Origin of the sequence: Anaerosporobacter sp. (assembly GCF_031551385.1) — a bacterium.
Classification (GTDB): Bacteria; Bacillota; Clostridia; order Lachnospirales; family Lachnospiraceae; genus Anaerosporobacter.
Window position 1 is genome coordinate 1 of the sequence record NZ_JAVBNS010000287.1, and the last position, 14,395, is coordinate 14,395.

The 14,395-nt window shown below is 34.4% G+C and carries 11 protein-coding genes and 1 pseudogene; 10 read left to right on the plus strand and 2 right to left on the minus strand.

All coding sequences use genetic code 11. The annotated features are described in order from the left end of the window. Nucleotides 1–54 precede the first annotated feature (54 nt). The gene (locus tag RMR19_RS21175) at nucleotides 55–177 is read left to right on the plus strand and encodes a hypothetical protein (protein WP_310605499.1); all 123 of its coding nucleotides are present in this window, start codon (nucleotides 55–57) and stop codon (nucleotides 175–177) included. Between the two features lie 72 nt (nucleotides 178–249). Here RMR19_RS21175 and RMR19_RS21180 read toward each other — a convergent pair whose 3' ends face one another. Continuing rightward, a complete protein-coding gene (locus tag RMR19_RS21180; protein ID WP_310605500.1) occupies nucleotides 250–1,656 on the minus strand; it encodes an amidophosphoribosyltransferase in 1,407 nt (468 codons plus the stop codon). Between the two features lie 282 nt (nucleotides 1,657–1,938). Further along, a pseudogene (gene glmS / locus RMR19_RS21185) lies at nucleotides 1,939–3,759 on the minus strand (glutamine--fructose-6-phosphate transaminase (isomerizing)). Between the two features lie 1,365 nt (nucleotides 3,760–5,124). On the opposite strand from glmS, the gene miaA reads away from it, so the two are divergent. The 9 genes from miaA to RMR19_RS21230 all read left to right on the plus strand — a co-directional run. Continuing rightward, nucleotides 5,125–6,078, plus strand: a complete 954-nt coding sequence (gene miaA / locus RMR19_RS21190; RefSeq protein ID WP_310605501.1) for a tRNA (adenosine(37)-N6)-dimethylallyltransferase MiaA — start codon at nucleotides 5,125–5,127, stop codon at nucleotides 6,076–6,078. A gap of 38 nt (nucleotides 6,079–6,116) precedes the next feature. Next, a complete protein-coding gene (locus tag RMR19_RS21195) occupies nucleotides 6,117–7,412 on the plus strand; it encodes a methionine gamma-lyase family protein (RefSeq protein ID WP_310605502.1) in 1,296 nt (431 codons plus the stop codon). 104 nt (nucleotides 7,413–7,516) lie between these two features. Next, entirely contained in the window at nucleotides 7,517–7,774 is a 258-nt protein-coding gene (locus RMR19_RS21200; RefSeq protein WP_310605503.1) for a DUF4321 domain-containing protein, read from the plus strand. Nucleotides 7,775–7,818: 44 nt separating this feature from the next. Beyond that, entirely contained in the window at nucleotides 7,819–8,520 is a 702-nt protein-coding gene (gene radC, locus RMR19_RS21205; protein WP_310605504.1) for a RadC family protein, read from the plus strand. Nucleotides 8,521–8,562: 42 nt separating this feature from the next. Then, entirely contained in the window at nucleotides 8,563–9,582 is a 1,020-nt protein-coding gene (locus RMR19_RS21210) for a rod shape-determining protein (protein ID WP_310605505.1), read from the plus strand. A gap of 24 nt (nucleotides 9,583–9,606) precedes the next feature. Further along, nucleotides 9,607–10,455, plus strand: coding sequence for a rod shape-determining protein MreC (gene mreC, locus RMR19_RS21215; RefSeq protein WP_310605506.1), 849 nt, complete (start codon nucleotides 9,607–9,609; stop codon nucleotides 10,453–10,455). A gap of 15 nt (nucleotides 10,456–10,470) precedes the next feature. Beyond that, the gene (gene mreD, locus RMR19_RS21220; RefSeq protein WP_310605507.1) at nucleotides 10,471–10,977 is read left to right on the plus strand and encodes a rod shape-determining protein MreD; all 507 of its coding nucleotides are present in this window, start codon (nucleotides 10,471–10,473) and stop codon (nucleotides 10,975–10,977) included. Between the two features lie 2 nt (nucleotides 10,978–10,979). Continuing rightward, complete coding sequence (locus RMR19_RS21225; RefSeq protein WP_310605508.1) at nucleotides 10,980–13,793, plus strand: penicillin-binding transpeptidase domain-containing protein; 2,814 nt, start codon at nucleotides 10,980–10,982, stop codon at nucleotides 13,791–13,793. A 42-nt stretch (nucleotides 13,794–13,835) separates the two neighbouring features. Beyond that, nucleotides 13,836–14,395, plus strand: a 560-nt coding sequence (locus tag RMR19_RS21230) for a septum site-determining protein MinC (RefSeq protein WP_310605509.1), incomplete at its 3' end; no start/stop codon positions are given.

Below are 14,395 nucleotides of genomic sequence, written 5' to 3' on the forward strand. Positions count from 1 at the left end.
TCTCCTAAAACTTTTTAATGATACAAAAAGCAAAATCTACTTTCTCAGTGGGATATGAATGGGGTAGTAATGTTAAAGATATCGGGTAACATGGAATATGATATTAAGAAAAGTACTATTATAAGTACTACACCAAAGCTAACCTATGGCATTCCTATCTTAAATACAATAAAATAAGGAATTGTTAATAATATGGAACCCCCAAATTTGGTGATGAATACCATTTTGGGGGTTTTAGATTTGTGTGTATTATTCTTTTCCGTTCCAGCAATAAGTACATAATTTACATGGATCCATACCAACAGATTCAATCATATCGTCAAGGCGATGGAAGCGAAGAGAAGTAAAGTTAAGTTGTTTTCGAATTGTCTCTACCATATCTTTGTAACGATCCGATTCTGGGTCTGCATATTCTGCTAATACACTTGCCTCTACTTGATCCCCTTCTTTTTCTGCAATAATTCTGCGAGTAATTAAATCCATCTCAGAAGTAGAACGAGAGAAGTTTAGGTATTTACAACCATATAGGATAGGAGGGCAGGCAGGGCGAATATGAACTTCTTTCGCACCACTTTGATATAAGAATTCTGTAGTTTCTCCCAATTGTGTACCACGAACAATAGAATCATCAATTAAAAGAAGGCTTTTATTGTGTATCAAATCATGTACAGGAATTAATTTCATCTTAGCAATTTGTTTGCGTTTTTCCTGCATTGTAGGGGTAAAGGAACGTGGCCAAGTTGGTGTATATTTAATAAATGGTCTTGAGAATGGAATACCAGATGTATTGGAATAGCCAATTGCATGAGCAGTTCCTGAATCGGGCACACCAGCAACGATATCTGGTTTCGCATCATCGCGCTCAGCAAGTTTTTCACCACAATTATAACGCATCTTCTCAACACTAATTCCTTCGTAAGAAGAAGAAGGATATCCGTAATAAATCCATAGGAATGTACAAATCTTCATCTCTTTTCCTGGTTGGCAAAGCGTTTGTACTCCCTCTGGTGTAATCGCAACAATTTCACCAGGACCTAATTCTCTGTCTTCCGTATAACCAAGATTAAGATACGCAAAACTTTCAAAGGAAGCACAGTAAGAATCAGCTTTTTTACCAATTGAAATAGGTGTTCTACCCATGCGATCTCTTGCAGCATAGATTGCTTTTGGAGTCATAATCAGTAATGTCATAGAACCTTCAATTAATTCTTGTGCATATTGAATACCTTCTACAAGATGTTCCTTTTGATTAATGATAGCAGCAACCAACTCTGTTGCATTGATATCTCCACCACTCATTTCCAAGAAATGTGAATGCCCTGAATCAAACATACTCTTAACAATTTCATCTAGATTGTTAATCTTACCAATTGTAGTAATTGCATAAGTTCCATGATGAGAACGTACAATTAATGGCTGTGGTTCATAATCTGAGATACATCCAATACCTAAATTACCTTCCATAGAATTCACGTCTTTTTCAAACTTTGTTCGAAAAGGTGAATTTTCAATATTGTGAATAGCACGGTCAAATCCCGTCTTGCCATACACTGCCATACCACCTCTTCGAGTTCCAAGATGTGAGTGATAATCTGTTCCAAAGAAAAGGTCAAATACACAATCTGTTTTTGAAGCTACACCAAAAAATCCGCCCATAATAACCTCCATTTATTAATTATGAATATCGTATTGTTTATACATTGAAGGACATAGTCCTAAGTAGATACAAACGAACAATATAAAATATTTTAAGCATCAGATTTATTGTATTAAATAAAACAAGCAAAAACAATGGTAATATAAGAATATTCTTAAAAATCATAAAACATATTAGTAAGACTTATATATTTGATGCTATTTCATCAGATTTCTTCTCAATTAAAAAGAAAGTTAACACAAATCTTAAATCATGTGTTAACTTTCTTTGATTAAAAACGTTTATTCTACTGTTACAGATTTTGCAAGATTTCTTGGTTGGTCCACGTTGAGTCCACGGTGGACAGAAGTGTAGTAAGCGATTAATTGTAATGCTACAGCACTTGTAAATGGAGCAAATTGATCATCAGTCTTAGGTAAAACAATATGATGCGTACATAAATCGTCATCAACTTGCATTTCACCATTTGTAATTAAGATAACCATTGCACCTCTTGCACGAACTTCACGAATATTAGAAATCATCTTTGAATACACTTTTTCTTGTGTAGCAAGAGCAATTACAGGGATACCATCTGTTACCAACGAAAGAGTACCATGTTTTAATTCACCAGCAGCATATGCCTCAGAATGAATATAACTAATTTCCTTTAATTTAATAGAACCTTCACATGATAATGCATAGTCAAGACCTCTACCGATAAAGAATAAATCTTCTGCATCTGTCAAGCATTCGCTAACTTTTTCTATCTGTTTATCCAAATCAATTGTAGTGGCAACTGCATTCACTACATCTTGTAATTGTTTTAAATAATCCTCACAAGTTTCTTTGCTAATTGTTCCTTTAATCATTGCAAATTTAAAAGCAATCATATAGATACTAGATAACTGAACGGTATATGCTTTCGTACTAGCAACTGCAATTTCTGGGCCTGCATGTGTATAGAAAACATAGTCACTTTCTCTTGCAATAGAAGAGCCTTTTACATTAACAATAGATAATGTCTTGCAACCAGCGTCTTTTGACAAACGAAGAGCAGCAAGTGTATCAGCCGTTTCACCTGATTGAGAAATCGTAATAACTAATGTGCTCTTGTCTAATATCGGATTGTTATAACGGAATTCTGACGCAATTTCAACAGTTACTGGTATGCGTAATAATTTTTCAAACATTACTTTACCAACTAAACCAGCATGCATCGCTGTTCCACAACCAATAATAATCACTCTGTTAATATCAGAAAATACATCGTCATCAATTCCGTCAGCTTTAAAGTTTAACAGACCATTCTTTACACGAGGCATAATTGTCTTACGTAAAGACTCTGGTTGTTCATGAATTTCTTTCAACATATAATGTTCGAATCCACCTTTTTGAGCAGAAGTAATATCCCAATCTACATGTAATATCTTAGGTTCGATTGTATCACCATCAAGTGTAGTTACTTGAATTTGACTACCATCCATTTTAGCAATATGGTGCTCTGGCAATACAAAGTAATCCTTAGAGTATTTGATAAGGGCAACCATATCAGAAGCAACAATAGAGCCTTGCTCTGTTTGGCAAGCAACAAGTGGACTACCACAACGAATTGCATAAATCACACCCGGTTGATCGTGGAATAGAATACAGAACGCATAAGCTCCGTCAAGAATAGCAGAAGCTTTACGAATTGCATCGTAAGCATCTCCTTCATACAAACTATCAATAAGCATAGCAGCAATTTCTGAATCTGTTTGCGATACCGGATACTTATCATCCTTTGCTAATTCCTTCGCTAATTTATGATAATTTTCAATAATACCATTATGAATCAATGTTACTTTACCAAATGTATGAGGGTGGCAGTTCGTATCCGATACACCACCATGAGTAGCCCATCTAGTATGACAAATTCCACAAGTTGTATCACCATCTTTTGTATTATTTACTTTTTCTATAAGATTTTATACATTACCAGTTGTTTTGATTGTTTGAATGGCATCCTTTTGAAAAAAAGAAATACCCGCACTATCATAACCTCTATACTCTAATTCACTAAGACCATTTAATAAGATTTCGGTAGCATCAAGCTTTCCCGTAAAACCAATAATTCCGCACATAATTTATTCTCCTTTTCGATTACCATACATTAGGTAATTGCGAAACTCAATTTAGGTTGTATAAGCTTCTTGCTTAATGTACGTTAACACAAAACACGCGACACATCTAAGTACTTCTAGGTGTATACGGATAGGATATTCAAGAGGTACGGAACCGCCCTCAATTCGGCATCCTGCCTCAGTTCGGGCTGGCTCGGCGTCCATGTCGAGCCTTCCTAGGTTCTACAGTATACACAAAGAAGTACTATAGATGTTTTGCTATCGTTTTTTAGTTAATGTACATTAATCAAGAAGCAGTCAAATGTATTGAGAATTTCGCAATTACCTATACCATACATTTATATTCATTGCCCCTAAACATAATTGAAAATTAATTGCACTCTCCGTACAAGCATTTTTCGATTATGCCTAAAAAAAGCAACAAAAATAACACCTTGGTTATATCCTTTTGTTCCTTGATTACTCAAGTTTTTGAAGATATATTACGCATCCAAGAATGCGAAAAGGTCCCCGCCGAATTTTCGAACACCTTTTACCTCGTTACCCTTTGCTTTTTCCGCCCAGACAAAGGTACATGGCGCTAATTTTATCAAATTAGAATACTACACTAACTTGAAGACATTTCTGTCAGATACTTCTTACTATGGGCTGTTATTAAATCAACTTCTCTGTTTATGAATTCCCCCTATCGAATCGTATACGTTCTATGCTATTAGTATATGAAAAGGTAGCATAGTTGTAACTAAATAATGATTATACGTTATCAATTATGTATATTATAGAATATAACCACTGTAAAATATAACATGCCTCAGCAGATAAGTCAATAAAAGGGTCGAAATATACCTATTGTTGAAATTGTACCTATTGTGTTTGAAAATTCATAAATTGTATGGTACACTACCATAAATAAGTAAAACATCTTAGAATTGAGATGTCAAAAGGTTAAGAATAACCTTCATGATGAATACGGGGTAATATGTATTCATTCCTTTACCTATACTTGTGTATCAATACAATAAATATGCAAATCTTCATTACCTATCCTACTTCTTTGTTGCTGCCCTATAATTAAGAAATGGTAGCGAAACACCTATAGTACTTCTTAGTGTGTATGTTCATAATCTAGGAAGGCGAGGCATGGACGCCGAGCCAGCCTGAGCTGAGGCAGGATGCCGAATCGAAGGCGTTTCCGTAAACTTTCAAGAACTGTTCATACACACTTAGAAGTACTTAGGTGTGTAGCGTGTTTCGTATTATAGGACAGCAACAAAGAAGTTATAAAACGTATCAGAGTTTTGCAACGAAAATGTATCATACACAAGTATGACCTTACCTATAAAAACATACTATTTGGAGGTGCATATGAACAAGAAGAATAAACCACTCATCATTCTTACAGGACCAACTGCAGTGGGCAAAACTGCACTTTCCTTACGTCTTGCGAAAGCAGTAAATGGAGAAATCATATCTGCTGACTCTATGCAAGTATATAAGCAGATGGATATTGGTACTGCAAAGATTATGCCAGATGAAATGCAAGGTGTTAAACACTATCTAGTTGATGAATTTATGCCAGATGAAGACTTTAACGTAGTTAAGTTCAAAGAATTAGCGTTATCCTATATGGAAGAGATTTATGCAAAAGGTAAGATACCTATTATTGTAGGAGGAACTGGATTCTATATACAAGCGATTTTGAATGATATTGACTTTACGGCAACAGAGGAAGATACTTCTTACCGCGAATCACTTCAACAAATAGCGGATGAAAAAGGTGCTGATTTCCTATATGAACAGTTACGAGAAGTTGATGAAGAGGCTACTAAAACAATCCATAAAAACAATGTAAAGCGTGTTATACGAGCACTTGAATACTATCATCAAACAGGGAATAAAATTTCTGAACATAATGAGGAGCAACGTCAGAAGGAATCACCATATAATTTTGCATATTTTGTATTAAATCATAATCGTGACATATTATATAATCGAATTGAGCAGCGAATTGATTTGATGATGGCACAAGGCTTACTTGAAGAAGTTACTGCTTTATCTCATGCCGGATATAGCAAAGAACTTGTATCTATGCAAGGGTTAGGATATAAGGAAATTATTGCGTATCTTGAAGGAGAGTGCACTTTAGAGGAAGCAATCTATATATTGAAACGAGATACAAGACATTTTGCAAAACGTCAATTAACTTGGTTTAAAAGAGAAAAGGAAGTTATATGGCTAGATAAAAGCGAATTTAATGATAATGAAGATGCGATATTAGAAAAAATGTGTGACATTCTTCGTGAGAAAAATATTCAATAACTCAGTAGAGAAAACAAGAGAGGAACAAAGATAAAACAATGGAATCATTAAAAGAGATGTATCAAGGCTTAGGCATTGATAATAAAGTACTGGAATTTTGTAATACAATTGAAAGCTCATTAAAAGAGAGATTTGAAGCAATTGATAAAGTTGCTGAGTTTAATCAAATGAAAGTAATAAAAGCAATGCAAGAAAACCGTTTATCCGATGTGCATTTTAGTGCAACAACAGGTTATGGTTATAATGATCTTGGAAGAGATACTTTGGAAAGTATCTATGCTGCTGTATTTCATGCCGAATCAGCATTAGTACGTCCGCAATTAACTTGTGGTACACATGCACTTACGGTTGCTTTATCAGGAAATCTTAGACCGGGAGATGAGATTTTATCACCAGTCGGAAAACCATATGATACATTAGAAGGCGTTATCGGAATTCAACCAAGCAGAGGTTCTTTAGCTGAATATGGTATCACATACCGTCAAGTTGATTTATTCGACGATGGTTCATTTGACTACGAAGGAATCAAGAATGCAATAAACGACAAAACGAAATTAATTACGATTCAACGCTCAAAAGGATACCAAACGCGACCAACGCTATCCATTGCACGTATCGGTGAATTAATTTCCTTTATTAAAGAAATCAAACCAGATGTAATCTGTATGGTAGATAATTGTTATGGCGAATTTGTAGAAACAATCGAACCAACGGATGTAGGTGCTGACTTATGTGTAGGCTCCTTAATTAAAAACCCTGGCGGCGGACTTGCTCCAATTGGTGGTTATATTGTTGGAAAAGAAGAGTATGTCGATAATGCAGCATTTCGTCTTACATCACCAGGTCTTGGAAAAGAAGTAGGTGCAACGCTTGGACTTAATCAACAATTAATTCAAGGTTTCTTTATGGCACCTCAAGTTGTATCAGGTGCTTTAAAAGGAGCAATCTTTGCAGCGAATATCTATGAAAAACTAGGATATGCTGTTGTTCCTAATGGAACAGAATCAAGACATGATATTATTCAAGCTGTAACATTAGGCTCTGCTGAGGCAATCATTGCATTCTGTAAAGGAATTCAAGCGGCAGCACCAGTAGACAGCTACGTAACACCAGAACCATGGGCAATGCCAGGATATACTTGCGATGTTATTATGGCGGCTGGAGCATTTATACAAGGTTCTTCTATTGAACTAAGTGCGGATGCACCAATCAAACCACCATATGCGGTATATTTTCAAGGTGGTTTAACATGGTATCATTCTAAATTTGGTATTATGATGTCACTTCAAAAATTATATGAGCAAAATTTATGTGACTTAATAACTTGTCGATGAAATTGTGTATACAAACCCACCAATTTGTGTTAAAATGTGGTGTGGAGTATGTGAATTTAGAATGGGGTATTAAAGTATATGAATAAAAATGGGGATGGATTAAGATGCGAAATTCTGCCAAAAATGGATGGTCATTATTCTTGTTATTATTAACGGGTATTGTACTCGGTGGATTCATCGGATGGTTAGCTAAAGATGTCTCATATTTATCTTGGCTTAATTACGGTCAACAGTTTGGATTTAGTGAGCCTTTTGATTTGAATCTTGGGATTCTAAAGATAACCTTTGGATTAACAATTAAGATTACAATGGCAAGTATAATCGGTGTAGCCTTATCAATCTTTGTTTATAAGAAGATATAAGAGACAAGCTTGAATAGCGTTCCTTACAGAAAGTGAGGAAAACTATGAAACCAATAGAACATTTGACAGTGAAAGAATTACCATTAACGGAACAACCTTATGAAAAATGTGTCCGTTATGGAACTACCAGCTTATCTGATGCCGAATTATTAGCTATTATAATTCGTTCAGGTTCAGCAACAGAGCGAGCAATCGACGTTGCAAATCGCGTCTTGTCAAATCCAAAAAGAGAGCAAGGAATCGTTTCGCTATATCAATATACTATGGAAGAATTAATGAAGATTCATGGTATTGGTAAGGTTAAGGCAATTCAACTTTTATGCCTTGCTGAGATAAGTAAACGGATGGCAAAGGCTTCCTATGGGATAAAAATCCGTTTTTCTTCACCCGAAACAATAGCGAATTACTATATGGAACAAATGAGGCATCTTACCATTGAACAGGCAATTTTGCTGTTCTTAGATACCAAATGCCAGTTAATTCGGGATATGGAATTATCGAAAGGGTCAGTGAATGCTTCAATAACGGCACCACGAGAGATATATTTGAATGCACTTAAATATGGCGCAGTCTATATAATTTTGTTGCATAACCATCCGAGTGGAGATCCTACGCCAAGCAAAGAAGATATTATCACGACCAAACGAATACGAGACGCAGGTTTATTAATTGGTATACAGCTTATGGATCACATAATTATTGGTGATAATATGTATATAAGTTTAAAAGAACAAGAACTTTTATAATAATAAAAAAGTTCTATTCGTAGTTTGGAAGGAGTAAAATAAGTGGCTGCTAAAACTTATGGAATAGATTTAGGGACAAATACAATTAAAGTATACAAAAAAGGTGAAGGCGTAATCCTTCATGAGAGAAATATTATTGCAATTGAAAACAAGAAAAAAATTATTGCCGTTGGTGACGAAGCATATGAGATGAATGAAAAAGCACCAGTATCGATTAAGATCGTATCACCTGTTAGAAGTGGTGTTATTGCAGATATCTCAAACATGCAACATTTATTAACAAGTGTTATCAACCAAGTAAACGGTGGAAAAAAGAGTGCTAGTACATTCTATATCGCAGTACCTACAGATATTACTGGTGTAGAGAAAAAATCTTTTTATGATACTGTATTAGCATCTAATGCAAAAGTAAAAGATATTAGCATCGTAGAAAAGAGTATCGCAGATGCACTTGGAATCGGACTTGATATTACAAACGCTAGAGGTGTTATGGTTGTCAATATCGGTGCAGATACAACTGAAATATCAATTATTTCATTAGGTGGAATTGTTCTTAGCAAGTTAGTTAATGTTGGCGGAAACAAACTAGATGAGTCCATTAAACTATATGTTAAGAAAAAATATAACCTTGCAATCGGTAGTAAGACTGCAGAGACAATCAAGAAAAGTCTAGCATGTGCCTTACCTGGTTCAATGGAAACCATTGCTGTATTTGGACGAAATATTGTTAATGGTCTTCCAGCACAGATGGAGATTAATTCTGAGATGGTATATGATGCAATTAAAGAATATCTTCACACAATTGTTGATGCAATTAAAGTTATTCTTGAAAGAACACCACCAGAAATATCTGCTGATATTATCGAATCTGGTATCTATATAACAGGTGGTTCTTCTGCAATTAGAGACTTAGATGCATTGATTTCTGCTAATACAGACCTACGAGTTAATATCTGCGACAAAGCAGATCGTACCGTAGTTGAAGGATTAGGAAGAATTATTGAAGACCCTAGCCTAAAAGAACTTTCTTACAATATGAAACAAACATCAACAAGACGATAGATTAATCAATTCAAGGGGGACATTATGAGACGTAGAACAAGGTTTTCACTTGAGCCAAAATACATTTTGGCTATATGTTCTGTCCTATGTATCATATTGATTTTTATATCGGTTCGGTACGAGGATAAGGTACAACCTGTTAAAAATGCAGTAACAAGCGTTTTCACTCCAATGCAAAAGGGAATTAATAGTGTAGGAAGATGGATAACAGATAAATTGGAATTGCTCTCTAACATAAAAGATTTACAAGAAGAGAATAAAGCACTTAAAGAAGAACTTGCAGAAACAACTTACGAGAATAGAATTCTCCAACAGGAAGGGTATGAACTTGATACACTTCGTGACTTGTATGAATTAGATAAACGTTATGCTAGTTATCCTAAAGTTGCTGCAACTATTATTAGTAAAGATACAAACAATTGGTATAATCGTTTTGTAATTGACAAAGGGTCTGATGATGGTTTGAAAGTTGGAATGAATGTTCTAGCTGGCAATGGACTTGTTGGTATCATTATTAAAGTTGGACATAATAATGCAACAGTTCGTTCTATCATCGATGATGCGAGCAATGTTAGTGGTATGTTTTTAAAAACAAACGACCAATGTAATGTAAAAGGTAACCTTGAATTAATTGACAATGGATTAATTGAAGTTCAAGGAATTGATAAAGATGCAAAAGTTAAAGATGGATATGAGATTGTAACATCTGCAATCAGTCCAAAATATTTGCAAGGAATCTTAATCGGATATATCTCAGATATAACCGTTGATTCTAATAACATGACAAAATCTGGCTATCTAACACCAGCAGTTGATTTTTCCAACTTATCTACAGTATTAGTTATTACAGAACTCAAGGAAACTCTATACTAGAAAGGATTTTGATATATGAAGCGGTTTATTATGTCTGTAATCGTTATTATAGTATGTTTCTTATTACAGAGTACTGTTTTCCAAGCACTTTCCATAGCTGGCGTAGCCCCTAATTTACTACTTATTGTTACGGTTGCCACAGGCTATATGCGTGGTAGAACAGAGGGAATCTACGTCGGACTTGCTTGTGGTCTTTTAGTAGATATATGCTATGGTGATATGATTGGGTTATTTGGTTTAATGTATATGTGTATTGGCTATTTGAATGGCTATGCTCATAAGATTTATTTTCGAGATGATTATACAATGCCAATAATCCTTGTTTCAATAAGCGATTTTTTATATGGATTTTTCTATTATGTATTCCTATTCCTATTAAGAAATCGTTTGGATTTTTTCTTTTACCTACGAAGAATTATTTTGCCAGAACTAATCTATACAGTAGTAGTATCGATTCTTCTTTATAAGATACTACATATACTGAACGTGAAATTGAAACGTTCTGCGTATAAGGAGGTTTAGGTATGTTTGATATATTCATTGAAAAACTAAAGAATTTGTTTCAATCACGTTTACTTCCTATCGTAATAATTTATCTTTTATTATGTTTTGCATTAATTAATCGAATGTTTACAATTCAAATTGTCGATGGTGAAACACACGAAATGGAAGCAGAACAAAAAACAACAAAAGAACGTGAACTAAAAAGTACTCGTGGAAATATCCTTGATAGAAACGGCAAATTACTTGCCTACAATGAACTTTCGTACTCAATCACCTATGAAGATACAGGCGATTTAACAACGAATGAAGAAAAAAATTCAATGATTTATACACTGATTAAAATCATTGAAAAAAATGGCGATGTCTTAGCGGATGATTTTTTCATTCAGCTTGATGAAGATGGTAATTTGTTTTTTCAAAGTGATGGAAGTTCTGAATTACGATTTAAGCGAGATGTTTATTCGTTAAAATCTGTAGATCTCTTAACCGATGAACAAAAAGCTGCTTCCGCACAAGAGATTTTTGATTATCTGAGACATGGTTCAACGGCAGATGCTACAAAGATGTATGATATCTCTGATGAATATAGCTTAGAAGATGCATTAGATATTATGATGATTCGTTTTAATATTGTTATGAACAAGTATTCCAGATATCTTCCAATCACAATTGCATCGAATGTCAATGAAAAGACAGTTGCAATGATTCGAGAATGTAGTGAAGAACTACCAGGTGTTGTTGTTTTAGATCAAACACAGCGTGTCTATAATGATAGTGAGTACTTTGCTCATATGCTCGGATATACAGGTTTGGTTTCTACTGAAAAGTTACAAGAGCTTGCCGAAGCAGGCAATGATAACTATAGTGCAACCGACCAAATTGGTATCTCTGGAATTGAAAAAGAATTCGAAGAGTATCTACATGGTAAAAATGGTAGTGAAACCGTTATCATAAACGAGCAAACGAGAGTTCTTGATATTCTTGAAACAGAAGAGCCAGAAGCAGGTAATGATGTATATCTTACTATAGATAGTGATTTGCAAATAGCAACTACCAAATTATTAGAACGACGTTTGGCAAGTATTTTGCTTAATGCATTACAAACAAATGATAAGCTTACGATATACGATGTGTATTATGCATTGATTAACAATAGTGTTATCAACATAAAAACATTAAATAGTGAAGATAGTTCCGAACTTGAGAAACAAGTTTTTAGTAAATTTGAAGTACAACAGAAAGATGTGTTCAAAGATCTCAAGAAAGAACTAGCAATTACTAATACAACACCTAAAAAATCTCTCTCAGAAGAGATGGAAGAATATATTGATTACATCTATTCTATGTTAAAGAAGCAAAAGATTCTTTTAGTATCTGAGATACCAGAAGGAGATACAACTCTTACTTCCTATCAGAATGAATCAATCAGTTTAAGTAGCTTTTTGAAATATGCCGTTTCCAACAACTTTATTGATTTAACAAAATTAAATGTAGGTAATGACTATTACAGCACCGAAGAGTTATACGCAAGACTGCTTGACTTAATTATTGAAACATTGACAAATGATAGCAATTTTAATAAAATTATCTATAGAGATTTAGTATATTCGTATAAATTAACAGGAAAAGAAATTTGCCTTTTATTATTTGACCAGAGTGTGTTAGAATATGATGAGAACGCAATTAATGGGCTAGAGGCAGGTACGATATCACCTTCTTCTTTCATTCAGTCAAAGATTAAGAAACTTGAAATTACACCTGCACAACTTGCATTAGAGCCTTGTTCTGGTTCTGTTGTTGTAACAGACGTAAAAACAGGTGAAGTACTAGCTCTTGTATCCTACCCAAGTTATGATAATAATATGTTTGCCAATCGAGTAGATTCCGCATATTTTAATAAAATCAATAACGATTTGGCATATCCGTTACTAAATAGACCATTGCAACAAAAAACAGCACCTGGTTCAACATACAAGATGGTGTCATCCGTTGCAGGTTTGGAGGAAGGTGTTATTTCTCCTTCTGAAACAATACTTGATAAGTACGAATTTACAGCAATTACACCAAGTCCAAAAGACCATTCAAGAAATTCACATGGTAGTATTGATGTACCGAATGCACTTGAAGTTTCTTGCAACTATTTCTTCTATGAAGTAGGATATCGTCTTGGATTAGATTCTGCTCAAAATTATAGAAGTCAATTAGGGCTTGATCGACTTAAAAAGTATGCGGAAATGTTTGGATTTGATGCAAAAAGTGGAATTGAACTACCAGAATACGAACCTAATATTTCTAATTTTGATTCCGTTCGTTCTGCAATTGGACAAGGTGAAAACAATTATACACCTGCACAACTTGCACGTTATGTAACTACAATAGCAAATAGAGGGACTTGTTTTAACCTTACTATTTATAATAAAGTTCAAGATCTCAATAAAAAGGTGATTGAGAACAATGAAGCAACCATTTATAACAATGTAAGCATTAGTAATACTTCATGGAATCTTATTCAGGAAGGTATGTATAAAGTTGTTAATGGCGAAGATAGTTCCATCAAGAAATTATTTGCTAATATGGATATTGAAATAGCAGGTAAGACTGGTACAGCACAAGAAAACAAGAAGAAGCCAAACCATGCTTTGTTTGTGTCTTATGCTCCATATGAAGATCCAGAAATCACGGTTACTGTTGTTATACCGAATGGTTATACATCAAGTAATGCCGCAGAGCTTGCAAGAGATGTCTATAAGTATTATTATAAACAAGATGGATATAAAGATATGTTTGATAGTGAAATTGGACTACCAGAAATCAGCCATGGCATTTCTGATTAGAGTAAGAAAAGAAACAGACATTTGAAAGGAGTAAGTTAATAGATGGATAATTCAGTTATGATTAAGGGAAATCAATCTGGTATCATTGTTGTACTTGATGCGAACCTTGACTTCGAAGAATTAAAATCAAATATAGCTGAGAAATTCAAAGCATCTGCCAAATTTCTTGGAAATGCTAGTGTTGCCGTAACATTTGAGGGTAGAACATTAACAACAGAAGAGGAAAGAGACGTTTTAGATATTATCGCAGAAAATTCTGAGCTTAATGTTATATGTGTAGTAGATTTAGATTTAGAGAAAGAAAAGATATTCAAACAATGTTTGGATGATAAATTAATGGAACTGTCCAATAACACAGGACAATTTTATAAAGGAAATTTGCGTTCTGGACAAGTACTCGAATTCGAAACAAGCATTATTATTATTGGTGATGTGAATGCTGGAGCAAAAGTAGTATCCAAGGGAAATGTTATCATACTTGGTGCTTTAAAGGGAAATGTTTTTGCTGGAGCATCAGGCAACCCAAATAGTTTCGTTGTTGCACTTTCCATGGACCCTGTACAGATTCGAATCGGAGATATTATTGCAAGATCTCCAGATGA